Source organism: Ectobacillus polymachus (genome assembly GCF_048159605.1).
Classification (GTDB): domain Bacteria; phylum Bacillota; class Bacilli; order Bacillales; family Bacillaceae_G; genus Ectobacillus; species Ectobacillus polymachus.
The window spans coordinates 26,781-45,215 of record NZ_JBLREB010000002.1; the positions used below are offsets into that span (position 1 = coordinate 26,781).

Sequence of the window (18,435 nt, forward strand, 5' to 3'; positions counted from 1 at the left end):
CATCAGCGTAATTACAGTGAAGTCCATTTGTGAGGGGAGGAAATGAGTATGACTGAAGTATTTGCTGATCGAACTCCTCCGCAAAATATAGAAGCAGAGCAAGCTGTATTAGGAGCCATGTTTCTCGAACAGGAAGCAGTAACGGTAGCCTTTGAAGTTCTTTCTGCTGAAGATTTTTATCGTGCTGCGCATCAAAAAGTATTTGAAGCGATTCTTACTCTTTTCGACAAAGGAAAGCCTATTGATCTTGTAACGGTTACTGCCGAATTGGTAGATCAAAATGTATTGGATGAAGTTGGCGGCGTTTCTTATTTAGCTGAACTCGCCAATTCCGTTCCAACGGCTGCCAATGTAGAGTATTATGCTCACATTGTAGAAGAGAAGTCTATTTTACGTAGGCTCATTCGAACAGCTACCACAATCGCTACTGATGGGTATGCAAGTGAAGATGAAGTAGAGGATTTGTTAAACGAAGCTGAGCGCAAAATATTAGAAGTATCGCAAAAGAAGAACACAAAAGGCTTTCAAAACATTAGGGATGTTCTCGTTGCTACCTATGATAAAATTGAACTCCTTCATAATCGGCAAGGGGACATAACTGGTATTCCAACTGGTTTTTCAGAGCTTGATAGAATGACAGCAGGCTTTCAAAAAAATGATTTGATTATTGTAGCAGCCCGTCCATCTGTAGGGAAAACCGCATTTGCACTTAATATTGCACAAAATGTAGCAACGAAAACCGACGAAAGCGTGGCTATATTTAGTTTAGAAATGGGAGCAGAGCAGCTCGTTATGCGTATGCTATGTGCGGAAGGAAATATTAACGCTCAGCGCTTGCGTACAGGTGATTTAAATGCAGAGGACTGGGGTAAGCTTACGATGGCAATGGGTAGCTTATCGAACGCCGGTATCCACATTGATGACACCCCAGGGATTCGAGTGAGTGAGATTCGTGCAAAATGTCGTCGTTTGAAGCAGGAAAGCGGATTAAGCATGATTTTAATAGATTATCTTCAACTCATCCAAGGCAGTGGAAAACGGGGAGAGAACCGTCAGCAGGAAGTATCGGATATTTCTCGGTCCCTTAAGGCGCTTGCACGTGAACTGGAAGTCCCAGTCATTGCCTTATCACAGCTATCTCGTGGAGTAGAATCAAGACAAGATAAGCGGCCAATGATGTCTGATATTCGTGAATCAGGAAGTATTGAACAAGATGCAGATATTGTCGCCTTCTTATATCGTGATGATTATTATGATAAAGAAACCGAGAAAAAAGATATTATAGAAATTATTATAGCAAAACAACGGAATGGCCCTGTTGGAACAGTTGAACTCGCATTCGTAAAAGAATACAACAAATTCGTAAACTTGGAACGAAGATTAGAACCAACCTCATAAATATAGTAGGATGGGAAATTTCTTTTCATAGAAGGCTTTTGCCCTATATAGTTAGAGAGGATTAACCCCGTTGTAAGAGCAAGACGTAAAAATGATTGTCTCGAACAGTTTAAATATCGATTAAAAAGAGGAACATGATGCATACTATTGCAGTGTTCTTTTTTTTTTATTACGGTATAGATTACATTGCTTTTTTTTCTAAAATAACTTTGTTTACGAACAAAAAAACAAAACATCAAAATTAATGTTCGTATTTATGTTGACTTCTATTCTTGGTCTGATAAAATAATATTGTTTGAGTTCGTTTGAAAATAGCGGAGGTGCTTAGAATGTCTTCAGTAGTAGTTGTAGGAACACAATGGGGAGACGAAGGAAAGGGTAAAATTACAGACTTTCTTTCAGAACATGCAGAAGTAGTTGCACGTTATCAAGGAGGAAATAACGCAGGTCATACAATTGTGCTGAATGGAAAGCGCTATAAGCTTCAATCAATTCCTTCTGGCATTTTCTACAGTGACAAAATCTGTGTAATTGGTAATGGAATGGTTGTAAATCCAAAAGCATTAGTAGAAGAGCTTACAAATATTCGTAATTTCGGATTTAGTATAGATAATTTGCGTATTAGCAATCGCGCACATGTTATTTTACCGTATCATATCAAACAAGACGAGCTAGAAGAAGCAAGTAAAGGCGATAACAAAATTGGAACGACGAAAAAGGGAATAGGCCCAGCTTATATGGATAAAGTAGGACGTATTGGTATTCGTTTTGCTGACCTATTAGATCGTGACGAATTTTATACGAAGCTTAAGCGAAATCTAGAAGAAAAAAATCGTTTGTTTGAAAAGATGTATGATGCTGAAGGATTTAATATTGAAGATATTTTTGAAGAATACTACGAGTATGGACAACAAGTGAAGCAATTTGTATGCGATACATCTGTGATATTGAATGACGCTATTGATGAAGGACGGAAAGTGTTATTCGAAGGAGCACAAGGATCCATGCTTGACGTTGACCAAGGTACGTATCCTTTCGTTACGTCCTCTAATCCAGTTGCTGGTGGGGTAACAATCGGTTGTGGAGTTGGTCCGAATAAAGTCAATCGTGTTGTAGGCGTATGTAAGGCATACACAAGCCGCGTAGGTGATGGTCCATTCCCAACAGAACTATCAGATGAAGTTGGACAACAAATTCGTGAAGTAGGTCGTGAATACGGAACAGTAACCGGCAGACCTCGCCGTGTTGGATGGTTTGATAGCGTAGTAGTAAGACATGCACGTCGCATTAGCGGTATTACAGATTTAAGCTTAAACTCTATCGATGTATTAACAGGCCTTCCAGTTGTGAAGATTTGTGTTGCTTATAAGCACAAAGGAGAAATTATTAAGGAATTTCCTGCAAGCTTCCACATTTTATCAGAATGTGAACCTGTTTACGAAGAATTTGAAGGATGGACAGAAGATATTACAGGCGTGAAGAGTCTAGATGAGCTTCCTGCAAATGCGAGACGATATGTAGAACGTTTATCAGAGCTTACAGGTATTCAGCTATCTATGTTCTCTGTTGGACCTGATCGCAACCAAACAAATATTATTCGTAATGTGTATGAAAATTAATCTTGTTATTTGAAGAAAAAGCAGGTATAGTAAATACGAAAGAACCCATTTCTGTTGGGTTCTTTTTTGATGAAAAAAATGAAAAATTATAGTTGCAAAAGTACTTTTAAGTGTGATATGATATGTCTTGTCGTCAAGAAATTAGCATTGACGTAGATGAGCCATTAGCTCAGTGGTAGAGCATCTGACTTTTAATCAGAGGGTCGAAGGTTCAAGTCCTTCATGGCTCACCAATTGTTGGCCCGTTGGTCAAGCGGTTAAGACACCGCCCTTTCACGGCGGTAACACGGGTTCGATTCCCGTACGGGTCATTTTGGTTCCGTGGTGTAGTGGTTAACATGCCTGCCTGTCACGCAGGAGATCGCCGGTTCGATCCCGGTCGGAACCGCCATTTTGTTTTACCACATAGGTGGTTTTACATAGATAGTTTGGCTCGGTAGCTCAGTCGGTAGAGCAGAGGACTGAAAATCCTCGTGTCGGCGGTTCGATTCCGTCCCGAGCCACTTTAAAAGGATGCTAAGTGGGCCCACATAGCATCCTTTTTCATATTTTGATTTGGTTACAATGTGATGTTTTAATGGCCTTATAATAATAGGAAACCGATTCCTATTTTACAAATACCGTTATATCTTTTAGAATAAAGTTAAGACCGCCTCTAGCAGAAGCTAGAGGTTTTTCTATAAAAGGCATGAAATTCTCTTTTGGAGGAATGCACAAATGATGGGAAAAAAAATCTTGGTTGTAGATGATGAAAAACCAATTGCCGATATTTTAAAGTTTAATCTTGAAAAAGAAGGATTTGAAATCGTTGTTGCTTATGATGGAGAAGAAGCTATAGAAAAAGTAGAGACAGAGCAACCTGATATGATGCTTCTTGATATCATGCTGCCGGGAAAAGACGGCCTAGAAGTATGTCGTGAAGTAAGAAAAAACTATGAGATGCCAATTATCATGCTAACCGCTAAGGACTCCGAAATCGATAAGGTACTTGGTCTAGAGCTGGGTGCAGATGATTACGTTACGAAGCCATTTAGCACAAGAGAGCTATTGGCTCGTGTAAAGGCGAACCTACGACGTCATCAGCAAGGCGGTAATGCGGAAAAAGAAGATTCATCTGAAATTACAATAGGTGCTATCGTTATTAATCCAAATGCCTACAGTGTAACAAAACGGGAAGAAAATATTGAATTAACGCATCGTGAATTTGAATTGCTGCATTACTTAGCAAATCATTTAGGACAAGTCATGACGCGTGAGCATTTATTGCAGACTGTTTGGGGATACGATTATTTTGGTGATGTTCGTACAGTCGATGTGACCGTTCGTCGCTTACGTGAGAAAATTGAAGATAATCCAAGCCATCCGACATTGATTGTTACACGACGAGGAGTCGGCTATTATCTTCGTGATCCTGAACAGGAGTAGGTTATGAAAAAGGTAGGATTTTTTCAATCGATTCATTTAAAATTTGTATTAATTTATATGCTTCTTATTTTAACTGCGATGCAAATTATAGGTGTTTACTTTGTGAAACAGCTAGAAGATAAATTGGTAAAAAACTTTCAGTATTCGATCACAAAACGAGTGGATTTACTAGCCTATAATTTAGGGCAGGAATTTACGAAAGAACGCGATAAAACAGATTCCATCGATGTAGCTATTAAAAAGCTGATGATGGAGTTTAGTTCAAATTCAAAGGATGAAGTAAAGGAAGTCCGCTTTATCGATGAAAATAGCCGCGTTGTGGCAACTTCGGATCAAGCAAACAGTGGAATTGAAGGAAAAAAAACGACGGAACCGCTTGTGAAAAGAACATTAATATCTGGAGCGGAGGATGAACGGGTTGAGGTAGATCCAACGACTGGACAACGGATGTACGTTAAGGCTGTCCCTGTAAAAGTTGATGGAAAGACCAAGGGTGTTGTTTATTCCATTGCATCAATGGAAGATGTATATACACAGATGAAAGATATCAATCAAATCTTTGCAACAGGTACGGTCATTGCACTAATGGTTACCGCTGTCCTCGTCTTTTTCTTAGCACAAACGATTACAAGACCTATTTCTGAAATGCGCAAACAAGCGTTGGAAATGGCAAAGGGTAACTTTTCACGAAAAGTAAAGGTATATGGGTTTGATGAAATTGGTCAGCTCGCTGTTGCATTTAATAATCTATCCAAAAAATTGCAGCAGGCTAGATCCTCAACAGAGAGCGAACGGCGAAAGCTTACATCTGTGCTGTCTCATATGACAGACGGAGTTATTGCTACGGATCGAAATGGATATATTATTTTGTTAAATGATCCCGCTGAAAAAATGTTGAATGTTTCACGTGAAACAGCTCTGGATCAACCGATTTTAGAAATTTTAGGTATTCAAGATGAATATACATTGGATAATTTATTTGAAGAGCCAGATTCAGTGTTGCTTGATTTTAGTACAAGAGATGAAACGTATATGCTGCGGGCAAGCTTTTCAGTTATACAGAAGGAAACAGGGAAGGCAAATGGTCTAATCGCAGTATTATATGATGTAACGGAGCAAGAACAGATTAATGGGGAACGACGGGAATTTGTTGCAAATGTTTCTCATGAATTGCGGACACCGCTAACAACGATGCGCAGCTATTTAGAAGCTCTTAGTGATGGAGCATGGAAGGATCCGAATATTGCACCGAATTTCTTAACAGTAGCTCAAGATGAAACGGAGCGTATGATCAGGCTCGTCAATGACCTGTTGCAGCTTTCGAAAATGGATAGCACGGAGTACGTTCTGATGAAGGACTGGGTAGATTTTACCGAATTCTTTAATAATATTATTGACCGCTTTGAAATGTCGAAGGATCAAAATGTAAACTTTAAGCGAGCCTTTTCCAAAAAGGAACGATTTCTTAAAATTGATGAAGATAAGCTTACACAGGTTTTATATAATATTATTTCCAACGCTCTAAAATACTCACCAGAAGGTGGAACCGTCACCTATCGTCTTAGGGATCGTGGGGATTTGCTAGAGGTTAGCATTAGCGACCAAGGTATGGGAATTCCAAAGGAAAATGTAGATAAAATTTTTGATCGATTTTATCGTGTTGATAAAGCAAGATCAAGAAAACTAGGCGGAACAGGTCTTGGATTGGCAATTGCGAAGGAAATGATACAAGCCCATGGCGGTAAGATTTGGGCTAAAAGCGAGGAAGGAAAAGGAACAACCATTTATTTCACTTTACTAATTGATAAAGAAAATGAGGATGAATGGGAATGAATAAAGAAATCTTTAAAACTACTATCCTCGTTAATTTAGTAGTAATGAGTTTATTTCTAACGTATAGCTTATGGACAATAAAGCCTCCCTCAAATGTCGTCCAAAGTCAAAAATATATACAAGATGTTCCAACTATGACAAAGAAGGAAATTACGAATCTTATCTCCCCCTATAGCATTATTTATCATAAGGATGGTACACATATTGCCACAGAGCAAAGCTCCAATGTGAATGCAATTTACAATGTGCTAGAAAAAGGGGAGTTTTATGATTTTAAAGATATTTCAACGAAAATAGATAAGAATGATTTTCTGTCATTTGTTCATGGTAAAGATAAACTTGAAATTGTCTTTCCAACCGAAATACCATTTGAAACGATAAAAAAAGTACTAACGATAAAAGAAAAAAACGTTAGCAATTACAGTTTTGATCGAATTGTTATTTCCTATCAAGGTATGCATGAAGATGATATTAAAGTATATTTTGTATCGTATAATAACTTAAAAATTTACGAAACGACATTAAAGAATATCCCGATTAAGGACTTAGAAAACCTACGAGATCAATATGTGCTCAAATCGGGAAAAGAATACATGATGTATAAAACAAATGATACACATGCTATCTTTTTACCGAAGGATAATGTTGAAATGCCGCGTATGCTCTATGTTACAACGAAGCAACAGGAAGATATGTTTAAGGATTCCTTGTTTACTGACCCGCGTTATGTAAAAAAGGATGAGTCTGCTGCTGAGGACACATATACAGACGGAACGAGATTGCTACGCATTTCGAAAGGGACTGAAATGATGTCCTACTTAAATCCTTCCATTACTAACATCATGTCCGATGACGGTGCGCTAGTAGAAAAAAGTATAGATTTTACTAATAATCATGGCGGATGGTCTGATACGTATCATTTTTATGCTATGAATCCAAAGGAAGGAAAAATAACATTTCGGCTATATGCAGATAATAGCTACCCTGTTTTTAACGCTAATGGGATGGCAACCTTGCAGCAAGTATGGGGATCGGAAGAACCTAGTCTCTACACTCGTCCTTTATTTAAACTTTCCTTCCGCGGAGAATATGAGAAAACGAATTTACCGTCGGGTGCATCCGTTATCTCTTTGTTGGAAAAAATGCCAGATGCCAATATAAATCAAATCACGAATATTCAAATTGGCTATGAAATGAACCCAGAATCGAGCACGAATAATGAACAAGTTACTGCAGTAAGACTAGAACCGATTTGGGTTGTTTCGTATGGAGATACTTATAAAAAGTTAGATTGGAATATGAACAATGGAGGAGGAGTGTTAGTTGGATTGGAGCAAAATTAAGATTATTTTTATTCTTACATTTTTGGTTCTAGATCTCGTCCTCCTTGTTCAATTCGTTCAAAAACGAACGAATAATCAGTGGGAGGTGATGGCCGTTACTTCGTTAGACGATCGGCTAGAAGCTGATAAAATCACCTACTCCAATTTACCGAAGGAACCTACGAAGGAATCCTATATCACGGGGAAAAGCAGAGAATTTACAGAAGATGAAGTTCGTGCTTTAAAAAATCAATCTGCGGTTTTAAGTGATTCAAACACAATTGTAAGTAGACTCAAAGAACCGATCGTAATACCGAAAAATGACAAAGGCTATTTCTATGACGAGTTTTTGCGTAATTATGTGATAGACGGTTCGAAATATAAATATTGGACAACCAATGAGAAAGATAGAAAAATATATTTTTTCCAGCAATATAAAAACCAAAGCATATTTTCTAATAAGGGTGCCGCTATTATTGCAGATATAAACGATAAAAATGAAATCGTATCCTATACACAAACGATGCTTACTGGCGTTACAGAAATGGGAGGCACGCAGGAGGATATCATTACGTCTGCAAAGGCTCTTGAAACATTGTATTTAAAAAATGAAATTAAAGCGGGCAGTAAAATAACAAAAGTAGAATTCGGATATTACACAGTCGTGATTCCATCATCATTAGGAGTTCAAGTAATTGCGCCAACGTGGCATTTCACAGTGAACAACGAAAATGATTATTTCGTGAATGCTATGGAGGGACAGGTTATTAAAAATAACAAGGACGGTACGCAATGGAGTGAAGTGAAGTGAGTTTACAATTTAGTATTCTAGCAAGTGGAAGTTCGGGAAATATCATCTATGTAGGAACGGAAAAACAGAAATTATTAGTAGATGTTGGACTGAGCGGAAAAAATACAGAAGCACTGATGAATCAAGTACATGCAAGCCTAGAGGATATTTCCGGAATTCTAGTCACACATGAACATAGTGATCATATTAAAGGCCTAGGTGTGGTGGCCCGAAAATATAAGCTGCCGATATACGCAAATGAAAAAACATGGAAAGCGATGGAATCCCATATAGGTACGATTCCAATGGAACAGAAATTTATTTTTCCAACAGGAACCGTGCAATCCTTTGGTGATATTGAGGTAGAATCGTTCGGTGTATCTCATGATGCGGCTGAGCCGATGTTTTATGCCTTTCATCATAATGGTAGAAAATTAGCTCATATCACAGATACCGGTTACGTAAGCGATCGGATGAAAGGTGTTATAAAAGGAGCAAATGTTTTTATTTTTGAAAGTAATCATGATGTAGAAATGCTTCGTATGGGCCGATATCCTTGGAATATTAAACGAAGAATTTTAAGCGATGTAGGACATGTTTCAAACGAAGATGCAGCTCTCGCTATGGCGGATGTAATTACGGATGATACGAAGCAAATATACTTAGCGCATTTAAGCCAAGATAATAATATGAAAGAATTGGCACATATGGCAGTTTCGCAAGTATTGGAATCAAAAGGGCTTCCAGTCGGGCATCAGTTTCACCTTTGCGAAACAGATCCAAAGGTGCCGACGAAAATTCAATACGTATAATTCATTCTTTTCGCAAATAATAAGGAAAAGATTTGCGAAAAGGATGGGTGAAACGATATGTCTTTTGAAGAAGAAGAGAAGTCGAATCAGCGTACGAAGAAACGTTCGCTGAAAAAGAGGATTGCATACTCGGGTATTGCTGGATTGCTTTTAGGAGCAACCTTATTTGCACTTATGGTACCAACGCTAACGCGCATTGGCTGGATTCAAGAAAAGGGACAAACAGAAGCAAGCGAATATAAAAACCTAGCTGCAGGTCCGCAAAAGCAAAATAATAGTACGCCTGTAGACATACGATCTGGTTTTGTGGATGCAGTTGATAAGTCTTCAGATGCAGTTGTCGGCGTGATTAATATTCAGCGTGATAGCTTCTCAGAAAAGGATGCAGAGGCCGGAACCGGTTCTGGAGTTATATATAAAAAAGAAAACGGCAAGGCTTATGTGATGACAAATCATCATGTAATAGATGGGGCAACCCGAATTGAAATTAGTTTAAGCAATGGACAAGAGGTACCTGCAACACTAATAGGAAGCGATGTTGTGATGGACCTAGCTGTTCTGCAAATGGATGAGAAATACGCCACCAAAGTAATTGAGTTTGGTGATAGCAACACATTAAAACGAGGGGAACCGGCAATTGCAATTGGAAACCCGCTTGGTCTTGATTTTTCTGGTACCGTAACCCAGGGAGTCATTTCTGCAACGGAACGTATTGTACCAGTCGATATCGATAATGATGGCCATTATGATTGGCAGGTTGAGGTACTCCAAACGGATGCAGCCATTAATCCAGGCAATAGTGGAGGAGCTCTTATCAATGCGAATGGTCAGCTTGTTGGTATCAATAGCATGAAAATTGCAGCAAAGTCGGTGGAAGGGATTGGACTTGCCATCCCGATTTCAAGAGCCATTCCAATCATTGATGAGCTGCAGAAAACCGGAAAGGTGCAAAGGCCTTATCTAGGTGTAGAGCTGCGTTCTCTGGATGAAATTCCGACTTACTATTGGGAAAAGACATTAAAGATACCTAATTCCGTTACTTCAGGGGTAGCTGTATTGGATGTACGAAGTCCTTCGCCCGCTGCTACAGTAGGAATGAAGGAGTATGATGTAATTGTTGGCGTCGATGGACAGCCTGTCCATAATATAATGGAATTTCGAACACTTCTCTATAAAAAGAAAATTGGCGACAAAATGGTGCTTTCTTATTATAGAGGTACTACGCAGGGATCCGCAACAGCTACGCTAGAAAGTGCAAGTTATTAACAGGAGAGCCATCTCTCCTGTTTTTTCTTGAAAAAAATGATATACATATATAGTGTGTGTAATATTCTCCACACTGTGGATAACCGGGTGAAAACCTGTGAATAGTGTAAAAATGGTCCGATATATATGGTATCGAACACAAATTCTCATACAATATGTGGATGAAATTTGTGGATATGTTGATAACTTCTGTGGATAAGATGTTCGTAAAGTGGGGGAATTGTTGTGAATATCACAATTATATCAGTTGGAAAACTAAAAGAAAAATACCTAAAACAAGGAATTGACGAGTATAAAAAGCGATTATCTGCTTATGCAAAAATCGATTTAATAGAGATTCCTGATGAAAAAGCACCTGAAAATTTAAGCGAAGCAGAAATGGAAATCGTAAAAGAAAAAGAAGGCACACGAATTTTAGAAAAAATCGCAGACGACGCCTACGTCATGGCCTTAGCAATCGAAGGCAGCATGAAAACATCGGAAGAACTCGCGGACAGTATCGACAAGCTCGCTACATACGGAACAAGTAAAATCACCTTTATCATAGGCGGATCATTAGGTCTAAGCAAACCAGTATTAAAGCGTGCAAATGAAAAGCTAAGCTTCTCGAAAATGACTTTTCCGCATCAATTAATGCGGTTAATTTTACTGGAGCAGGTGTATCGGGCATACCGGATTAATCGGGGGGAACCGTACCATAAGTAAATGAGGTTTTAACTTTTCCGTTGGAGAATATGCTTGTGCTAATGGATTTTAGTCATTGGGAAAAGTACATTAAAAATAGAAAAGTTAATAGTGTTTAGTTTCAACGAGGATGTTTGTCTAAATTCATCAAAGTTGAGCATAAAAAAGTATTCCCATTAATATAAAGCAGGAGTTTCATGGGAAGGATATTACAGAATTTACTATTTTGTCAGTTTAAAGCTTTGTTGAGTGTTATTAATTTATAAAAAACTTGAAAAACTGATTTTTGTAAAAGAATACTTAAATACAAGGGCTTCCTCGATTGAAAGGTGATTAGTTGTGAACAATCATTTTTCAATTGAGGGAGCCCTTGTCATGTAATTTATGCCTATTCATAAAATAGTTTTGTCTGAAGAATATCTATTGCACGTTCAATATCATTTAAGTCTTCTTTAGAAACATTTTGTATTGGTTTTAGAAAATGTGATTCTATAGTTGCAAAAGCTTCGTTCATCATAGTTTCTCCGTCGTTCGAGAGACGAATATATTGTTTTCTTCGATCTTGGCTATCATTTATCTTTTTAATTAATTTTTTTTCACTTAACTTTCTAAGCTCACGACTTGTGTTGTCTATGGGTTTAACAATATTCCAAAATCATTTTATAAGATGGGTTATGCCACTATTCCTTGGTTCCTATTTTCAGCCTAACCTTCTTTGTTCCTTTTGCATTAATGGTTGCTGAATTTGGTTCTGCATTTAAAGAGGAAAAGGGTGGAATCTATTCATGGATGGAAAAATCCATCGGCCCGAAATTTGCCTTTATAGGAACGTTCATGTGGTATTTCTCTTATATCACTTGGATGGTTAATGTTGCATCCGGCATGTGGGTTCCGGTGTCAAACGCGATCTATAGAGAAAATACATCAGCAGGTGTTAATACTTCACTTTCGTCAATATAGTCAACACCCAATGCTTCAAGAACGCGTGCTTCAACAATATGGCCGATTCTTACTTTTGCCATAACCGGAATGGTTACAGCCCCGGCTTCCTCTGCAATTTTAGCTTGCTCCGCATTGACAACGTCCATAATAACGCCGCCTTTTTGCATTTCTGCCATTCCACGTTTAACACGATCTGTTCCTGTTTCCATTCAAAAAGCTCCCTCGTATTTTTTAACAATATTTACCTGTATCTTACGGAATCCAAGGGAATTGTTTTAATTCAGTTAGTATTCTACATACGTAATGACAATAAACAACAAAAGGGACTTCTGTCAAAGCATAACAGGTGCTCTAATTGTGAGCAAAAATTAAATGAAATGGCTATAGGGTATGGAATACGATTGTTTCGTAACATGTTATTTATTGACATATAAAAATTCAGGGAAATTTAACATGGCAATTATTTCACTAATTAAAACATTAACATAATTATAATTTGAGTCTTAACATTCTTATTCTGCTAGTAGGTTTGGCAAATTAAAGTGAAATGCTATACCAAAAAAACAAAGGAATGAATTCCTCTTTATATTTTTTCAAAATCTTATGATTGTATGTTTTCTAACGATTCGACGAGAAAAGAGAAAGCCTCATAAATTTACTGATTCCCTCGAATGTTCGCAATTATATAACTCATGAACATTTAATCACATTTTTTTAACTACTTTGTTAACAATCATATTATTTTATAAACCAATCTTGTTTTGTATTGAATTTGTGATAGTATGTGGTTGTGATTAGTTTGAAATACAAAACTAGGTTTAATATTTTATACTGATTAAAGCGAGTGATAGAATATGGCTGCAATCTGTTTGTAATACAAAACCAAGTTTAATATTTTGTACTAATCCATGCATTTATACTATCTAAGAATTTTCAATTAATAAGGTAGGTGAATTAACACTTTAAAAACTCTCACAAATTATTTTCAAAGGTAACATTATGATATTTACAGAGTGAATAAGAACACACCATGGAATTATAGGAGGAGTGATTTTCCTTTTCAGAGGATGAATGGAATACTGTAGGAAAAGTGACAGTGCTTCGTCCGGCAGTAATGACACCATATATGAATACGAAGGAAACCTCTGAAGAATTTTTCGAAAAAATTAAAGATGAGATTTCAAAGAAATTATGTAAAATTTTCAATTAATGTTGACATGGATAGATATTACTAAATATTAAGAGGTGGATTTCACATGAATGCTTCAAATAAATTAACCCAGGTACAACTTGGCACATTTATTGGGATGACTTGCGCCCTTGTGGCAAGTATTCGTAATATTACCAATGTTGCTGCAGCTGGGTGGACCATGTTTATTTATATGGCTATCGCCATTGTTTTGTATGCGCTACCACTAACTTTCATTTCTGGAGAATATGCTGGTATGTTTCCCGAAGATGGCGGCCCTGAATTGTGGGTTACAAGCGCATTGGGGAAAAAATGGGGATTTGTTACTTCATGGTTATTGTGGGTGCAAATGTTCCCCGGCATGGTTATGGTTGGATCTGTTTTAGGTCCGATGTTTGCTGTTTCGATAGGTGTACCCCAATTAGCATCAAATAATATGTTTACATTATCGAGTATTTTAGTAATTTATTGGATTGTTACCCTTTTGAATCTTAGATTTGATATGGCTAAAATTGGTGGAAGAATTGGAATGTGGCTTGGACTATATATTCCAGTTGTGGCAATGTTTATCCTAGGTGTTGGTGCTTTACTTAAGGTTGGTATTCAACAAACTGGTCAACTAGGTCACTTTAGTCCGCTGCTATTATTTCCAGATTCTAAGACATTTTCAACCTTGCAAAATTTAATTCCTATTATGTTTATTTTTACTGGAATTGAAATGGCATCTGTGTATATGACTCGATTGAAGAACCCAGTAAAAACTTATCTAAAAGGTACTTTTATTGCGTTAATTTTTATGGCTCTATTTAATGTAGTAAATGGTTTGCTTTTGGCGAATGTTATCACTGGTGATGTTCAACTGAATAACATTGCACAAGGATTTGGAGAGTTTGTGACAATTCTTGGTTTACCAAGTATTTTGACAAATATTTTTGGCATTATGGTATTTATTGGTGTCATCTTTCAGCTTTCAGCTTGGGCGACTGGTCCATCAAAAACCATCACAGAATCAGCACGTCGAGGTTTGTATCCGCCAAAATTTGGTTTCTGGAAGAAAAATAAAATGGGTGTATCAGTTAACGTTCTGATTACTCAAGCTACATTTGTTTCTCTTTTTGCATTACTGTATTTGTTGGTTCCAGCTGCTAACACGGCCTTTCTTCTATTGACAAGTGCGACGGCCATTATGTATAACGCAGTTTATATAATTATGAGCATTGGAATTTTGCATTTGCGTAGAACATCTCCAGCCCAGGAGCGCCCATTTAGAATTGGCGCTAAAGGAAACGGATTAATTTGGTTGGCCGTCCTAATATTTGTTGCTACAACTGTTGGTGCAACGGTAGCATCATTACTTACAGGTTCAGTGGTCGGTGCAATTACCCAGTTGATAATTGCCGGAGTTCTTATTATTGCTCCGCTAGTGGTATACGCTAGACGCAAGGAATCATGGAAGACTGAGATTGAATTCCAATTAAATGGAACAGAAGAAAAAGCTAGCTAAACAAAGTATTTGATAAATTGAATGACTGTTTGTAACCGTCCAGGTAAGAAAGACTTCATTTCTACTTGGCGGTTACACAGTCTAAAATTCATTAATTTATTAATTTATACTTAAAACTTAGAGTAATCATACTCTAAATAAAAAATTTTAACATACTTACAGTAAGGAGAAATCAGTATGAATGAATTAAATTTAAAAGCACTTTTCTTAGGCGGCCATGGTGAAAATGTTGACTTTTTCAAAGAAACATTGTTAAAACTGATCGACGAACATGTTGGCTGGCGCCAAAACTATCAACCTCAGGATATGCCAATCATCACACCACAAGATAAAAGATCCGAAAGCTTCCAAGGAACACTTGATAGAACTCGTAATGTACTCAGTGAGGTATCTACAAGATTACGTGCTAATTCAGTACCTTGGCATTCTTTACGCTACTGGGGTCATATGAATTCGGAAACATTACTTCCTTCAATCATGGCGTATACCTATGCAATGTTATGGAATGGAAACAACGTAGCATATGAATCTTCTCCAGGTACTTCTCAAATGGAAGAAGAAGTTGGTTTAGACTTTACAAAACTTATGAGTTATAAACAAGGACAAAGCTGGGGACATATTTGTGCCGATGGTACAGTTGCTAACACTGAAGGACTTTGGTATGCCCGTAATATTAAATCAATTCCATTTGCAATCAAAGAAGTTGCACCTGAATTAGTTGCAGGTAAGAGTGAATGGGAACTATTAAATATGTCTGTTAAAGAAATCTTAGACCTTATGGGCCAAATTCCTGAAAAAATTGAGGATATTAAAGCTCACTCTGCTCGAAGCGGCAAACATATTGAGAAACTTGGTAAATGGATTATTCCACAAACCAAACACTATTCTTGGGTTAAAGCTGCTGATATCGTTGGTATCGGCCATGATAATGTAGAAGAAATCGATATTGATAAAAATTATCGTATGGATATTGATAAATTAGAAGCAAAAATCCGTGAATTTGCTGAAAAGCGTATTCCAATTCTTGGCGTAGTAGGTGTAGTAGGTACTACTGAAGAAGGTCAAGTAGACCGAATTGATAAAATCATAGAACTTCGCGATAAGTTTGCAAAAGAAGGTATTCACTTCTATGTTCACGTAGACTCAGCTTATGGCAGCTATGCACGTTCTATTTTCCTTGACGAAGATTATAACTTTATTGATTATGACAAGATCGATGAGTATTTCGATAAATATGAAGTTTTCACTGAAAAGAATGAATGGTTGACAGAAGACATTTATAATTCTTTTAAAGCTATGAGCGAAGCAGATTCCATTACTATTGACCCTCATAAGATGGGATATATTCCTTATTCAGCTGGTGGTATTGCGATTAAGGATATTAGAATGCGTGACGTTATCTCTTACTTTGCAACATATGTTTTTGAAAAAGGTGCAGATATTCCTGCATTACTTGGAGCATATATGCTTGAAGGTTCTAAAGCAGGTGCAACTGCAGCAGCTGTTTGGACAGCTCACAGAGTATTACCATTAAATATTACTGGTTATGGAAAATTAATTGGTGCAAGCATTGAAGGTGCATATCGATTCTACAACTTCATGAACAACAAAGAGTTTAAAGTTGGGGATAAGACAGTTGTTTGTCATACATTAACAAAACCAGACTTTAATATGGTTGACTATGTATTTAACGAAGAAGGAAACACAAATTTAGTAGAAATGAATGAATTTAATAAACAATTCTATGATTATGCTTCCTTCTCTAAAGGCGGATTATATAACAACAAATTCCTTACTTCTCATACTGACTTTGCTGTTCCTGACTATGGTCACAGCCCATTCCCATTTGTTCAAAGTCTTGGATTTAGTAGAGCAGAGTGGGATGTAGCTCAAAAAGTAACGATTCTAAGGGCTTGTGCTTTATCTCCATATGCTCGTGATAAAAAAGTATTTGATGAGTATGCACAAAAGATTGAACAAGCTATTCAAGAAAAATTAGAAGCAATTTACAGTGACAAGCAAGAAGAAGAAATTTACAAAAAATTATTTAAAGAAATTAACCAAGAAGAAAAAGAATTGGTTCTTAACTAAAAAGAAAAATTGTTACCTTTCTTTGAATTGAAGTCTTAGTAGAACATAATTGGACACATCCGAATAAAATCTCCCCATGATTATATAATAAGGATGTGTCCAATTAATTATTTAAAAAAGTAGAGAAGGTAAATAACATGAGAAATAATACAACATTGGTAGAAAGTGTTTTTCTATTAAGTGTCTTATTAGCCATTTTTGGGATTTGTATTATTGGTTTAGGAATGCCCCCGCAAATTCCAATTTTAATCATAATAGGTGTAGTAATTATCTTTGGAAAAATTAAAGGCGCTTCTTGGGAAATCATTCATAAAGGAATTGAAAATGGAATTAAACCAGGATTAATCCCAATTTTTATCTTTATGTTAATTGGTGCCTTAGTGAGTGTTTGGATTGCCAGTGGGACAATACCAACAATTATGATTTATGGATTTAAAATTTTATCTGCGAAACTATTCTTGCCTTCCGTATTTATTATTAGTCTGATCGTAGGTGTCGTTGTAAGTTCATTTACAACTGTTTCAACTGTTGGAATTGCTCTTTCAGGTATGGGACAATTTATGGGATTTGATCCTGCCATAACAGTTGGAGCCATTGTTTCAGGTGCTTATCTGGGACATAATATCTCACCATTAGCAGATACTACGAGTCTGGCCTCTGCCATTGCCGAGGTTGATATGTTTGAACACATTGCTAATTTGTTGAAAACAGCTATCCCTACTATTATTATTTCTTTAGTCTTCTTCATGTTTTTTGGACATACAAGTAATGGAGCAACAGGAAGTAGTATTAATCAATTAGTAAATACACTCTCTTCTACTTTTCATATTTCTTTAATCACATTATTACCAGTATTAGTTATGTTTGTATTTTCATTTAAAAAAATACCAGCTATTCCTACTTTACTAGTTAGTATTGCTGTCTCAATTGGAATTATTTACTTGTATCATCCGCATTTTAGCTTTCTTGATCTGGGGAATTTAATTCAGGATGGATACGTTTCAAAGACCGGTGTAAAAAGTGTAGACGCATTACTAACCCGTGGCGGAATTCAAAGTATGATGTGGTCTGTTTCTCTTATTTTCTTAGCTCTATCTTTAGGTGGATTGCTAGTTGAATTAAAAGTAATTGACACACTCATAAATAGTATTAGTAATGTTGTTGATACAAAAGGGAAATTAATCCTAACAACAACTTTAAGTTGTATAGGTGTAAATATTATGGTGGGTGAACAATATTTATCGATGATTTTGCCAGGCAGGGCCTTTAAATCACAATATGATGCTATTGGTGTGCAGCCAAAGGAACTTTCTAGTGTTTTGGCAAATGCAGGCGCAGCAATCAATCCTCTTATTCCTTGGGGGGTCAGTGGTGTATTTATAACAGGGACCTTGGGTGTATCTACGATAAAATACTTACCATTCACTATCTCTTGTATTGTTGCTTTTCTTATCAATATTATTATTGGTTTTATGAAATTAAAGAAGAAAGACAACTTTGACTCAGTGGAAAAGGTATCATAATCAAAATTTATCATGCTTATTCTTGGCTTTTTAAATC

At 36.8% G+C, this 18,435-nt stretch carries 14 protein-coding genes, 4 tRNA genes and 2 pseudogenes; 18 read left to right on the forward strand and 2 right to left on the reverse strand.

All coding sequences use genetic code 11. The annotated features are described in order from the left end of the window. Window positions 1-48: 48 nt before the first annotated feature. From dnaB to rlmH, 13 genes are all read left to right on the forward strand, one after another. Complete coding sequence (gene dnaB / locus ACM5BR_RS10785; protein ID WP_416827919.1) at window positions 49-1,398, forward strand: replicative DNA helicase; 1,350 nt, start codon at window positions 49-51, stop codon at window positions 1,396-1,398. Window positions 1,399-1,727: 329 nt separating this feature from the next. Next, window positions 1,728-3,017, forward strand: coding sequence for an adenylosuccinate synthase (locus ACM5BR_RS10790; protein ID WP_416827920.1), 1,290 nt, complete (start codon window positions 1,728-1,730; stop codon window positions 3,015-3,017). A gap of 158 nt (window positions 3,018-3,175) precedes the next feature. Beyond that, window positions 3,176-3,250, forward strand: a tRNA-Lys gene (locus ACM5BR_RS10795). A 6-nt stretch (window positions 3,251-3,256) separates the two neighbouring features. Further along, window positions 3,257-3,328, forward strand: a tRNA-Glu gene (locus ACM5BR_RS10800). Window positions 3,329-3,332: 4 nt separating this feature from the next. Then, window positions 3,333-3,408 (forward strand) — tRNA-Asp (locus tag ACM5BR_RS10805). 39 nt (window positions 3,409-3,447) lie between these two features. After that, window positions 3,448-3,520 (forward strand) — tRNA-Phe (locus ACM5BR_RS10810). A 214-nt stretch (window positions 3,521-3,734) separates the two neighbouring features. Next, a complete protein-coding gene (gene yycF / locus ACM5BR_RS10815) occupies window positions 3,735-4,442 on the forward strand; it encodes a response regulator YycF (RefSeq protein WP_416827921.1) in 708 nt (235 codons plus the stop codon). 3 nt (window positions 4,443-4,445) lie between these two features. Further along, window positions 4,446-6,275: a cell wall metabolism sensor histidine kinase WalK gene (walK, locus tag ACM5BR_RS10820; RefSeq protein WP_416827922.1), complete on the forward strand. Its 1,830-nt coding sequence runs from the start codon at window positions 4,446-4,448 to the stop codon at window positions 6,273-6,275. Continuing rightward, window positions 6,272-7,618, forward strand: a complete 1,347-nt coding sequence (locus tag ACM5BR_RS10825; RefSeq protein ID WP_416827923.1) for a YycH family regulatory protein — start codon at window positions 6,272-6,274, stop codon at window positions 7,616-7,618. The genes walK and ACM5BR_RS10825 overlap by 4 nt, the downstream gene beginning before the upstream one ends. Then, the gene (locus ACM5BR_RS10830) at window positions 7,599-8,408 is read left to right on the forward strand and encodes a two-component system regulatory protein YycI (RefSeq protein WP_416827924.1); all 810 of its coding nucleotides are present in this window, start codon (window positions 7,599-7,601) and stop codon (window positions 8,406-8,408) included. Before ACM5BR_RS10825 ends, ACM5BR_RS10830 begins: the two co-directional genes overlap by 20 nt. Next, window positions 8,405-9,199, forward strand: a complete 795-nt coding sequence (locus tag ACM5BR_RS10835; protein WP_416827925.1) for an MBL fold metallo-hydrolase — start codon at window positions 8,405-8,407, stop codon at window positions 9,197-9,199. The genes ACM5BR_RS10830 and ACM5BR_RS10835 overlap by 4 nt, the downstream gene beginning before the upstream one ends. Window positions 9,200-9,256: 57 nt before the next feature. Continuing rightward, window positions 9,257-10,465 (forward strand): S1C family serine protease, encoded by a 1,209-nt coding sequence (locus tag ACM5BR_RS10840; protein ID WP_416827926.1) that lies wholly within the window; start codon window positions 9,257-9,259, stop codon window positions 10,463-10,465. A gap of 225 nt (window positions 10,466-10,690) precedes the next feature. Beyond that, window positions 10,691-11,170 (forward strand): 23S rRNA (pseudouridine(1915)-N(3))-methyltransferase RlmH, encoded by a 480-nt coding sequence (rlmH, locus tag ACM5BR_RS10845; RefSeq protein ID WP_416827927.1) that lies wholly within the window; start codon window positions 10,691-10,693, stop codon window positions 11,168-11,170. A 367-nt stretch (window positions 11,171-11,537) separates the two neighbouring features. On the opposite strand, the gene ACM5BR_RS10850 is transcribed toward rlmH, so the two are convergent. Next, complete coding sequence (locus ACM5BR_RS10850; RefSeq protein ID WP_416827928.1) at window positions 11,538-11,663, reverse strand: hypothetical protein; 126 nt, start codon at window positions 11,661-11,663, stop codon at window positions 11,538-11,540. A gap of 218 nt (window positions 11,664-11,881) precedes the next feature. Here ACM5BR_RS10850 and ACM5BR_RS10855 point away from each other — a divergent pair, with 218 nt between their 5' ends. After that, complete coding sequence (locus tag ACM5BR_RS10855) at window positions 11,882-12,109, forward strand: hypothetical protein (RefSeq protein WP_416828580.1); 228 nt, start codon at window positions 11,882-11,884, stop codon at window positions 12,107-12,109. Here ACM5BR_RS10855 and ACM5BR_RS10860 read toward each other — a convergent pair. Next, window positions 12,073-12,300, reverse strand: a pseudogene (locus ACM5BR_RS10860) (pyridoxal 5'-phosphate synthase lyase subunit PdxS); the annotation flags it as partial. The gene ACM5BR_RS10855 and the pseudogene ACM5BR_RS10860 overlap by 37 nt on opposite strands. An 857-nt stretch (window positions 12,301-13,157) precedes the next feature. Here ACM5BR_RS10860 and ACM5BR_RS10865 point away from each other — a divergent pair. From ACM5BR_RS10865 to nhaC, 4 genes and pseudogenes are all read left to right on the forward strand, one after another. After that, window positions 13,158-13,301: pseudogene (locus ACM5BR_RS10865) on the forward strand (hypothetical protein); the annotation flags it as partial. A 46-nt stretch (window positions 13,302-13,347) separates the two neighbouring features. Further along, window positions 13,348-14,784, forward strand: a complete 1,437-nt coding sequence (locus ACM5BR_RS10870; RefSeq protein WP_416827929.1) for an amino acid permease — start codon at window positions 13,348-13,350, stop codon at window positions 14,782-14,784. Window positions 14,785-14,961: 177 nt separating this feature from the next. Beyond that, window positions 14,962-16,875 carry a tyrosine decarboxylase gene (gene tdc, locus ACM5BR_RS10875; RefSeq protein ID WP_416827930.1) on the forward strand — a complete coding sequence of 638 codons (1,914 nt, stop codon included), beginning with the start codon at window positions 14,962-14,964 and terminating at the stop codon, window positions 16,873-16,875. Window positions 16,876-17,012: 137 nt separating this feature from the next. Further along, window positions 17,013-18,398 carry a Na+/H+ antiporter NhaC gene (gene nhaC / locus ACM5BR_RS10880; protein ID WP_416827931.1) on the forward strand — a complete coding sequence of 462 codons (1,386 nt, stop codon included), beginning with the start codon at window positions 17,013-17,015 and terminating at the stop codon, window positions 18,396-18,398. The last annotated feature ends 37 nt before the right edge of the window (window positions 18,399-18,435 follow it).

Coding starts and splice junctions, on each gene's coding strand:
- ACM5BR_RS10840 (WP_416827926.1), top strand. CDS start 9,257: ATGTCTTTTGAAGAAGAAGAGAAGTCGAATCAGCGTACGAAGAAACGT.
- ACM5BR_RS10855 (WP_416828580.1), top strand. CDS start 11,882: ATGGTTGCTGAATTTGGTTCTGCATTTAAAGAGGAAAAGGGTGGAATC.
- tdc (WP_416827930.1), top strand. CDS start 14,962: ATGAATGAATTAAATTTAAAAGCACTTTTCTTAGGCGGCCATGGTGAA.
- walK (WP_416827922.1), top strand. CDS start 4,446: ATGAAAAAGGTAGGATTTTTTCAATCGATTCATTTAAAATTTGTATTA.
- ACM5BR_RS10790 (WP_416827920.1), top strand. CDS start 1,728: ATGTCTTCAGTAGTAGTTGTAGGAACACAATGGGGAGACGAAGGAAAG.
- ACM5BR_RS10870 (WP_416827929.1), top strand. CDS start 13,348: ATGAATGCTTCAAATAAATTAACCCAGGTACAACTTGGCACATTTATT.
- ACM5BR_RS10850 (WP_416827928.1), bottom strand. CDS start 11,663: ATGAACGAAGCTTTTGCAACTATAGAATCACATTTTCTAAAACCAATA.
- nhaC (WP_416827931.1), top strand. CDS start 17,013: ATGAGAAATAATACAACATTGGTAGAAAGTGTTTTTCTATTAAGTGTC.
- ACM5BR_RS10825 (WP_416827923.1), top strand. CDS start 6,272: ATGAATAAAGAAATCTTTAAAACTACTATCCTCGTTAATTTAGTAGTA.
- yycF (WP_416827921.1), top strand. CDS start 3,735: ATGATGGGAAAAAAAATCTTGGTTGTAGATGATGAAAAACCAATTGCC.
- dnaB (WP_416827919.1), top strand. CDS start 49: ATGACTGAAGTATTTGCTGATCGAACTCCTCCGCAAAATATAGAAGCA.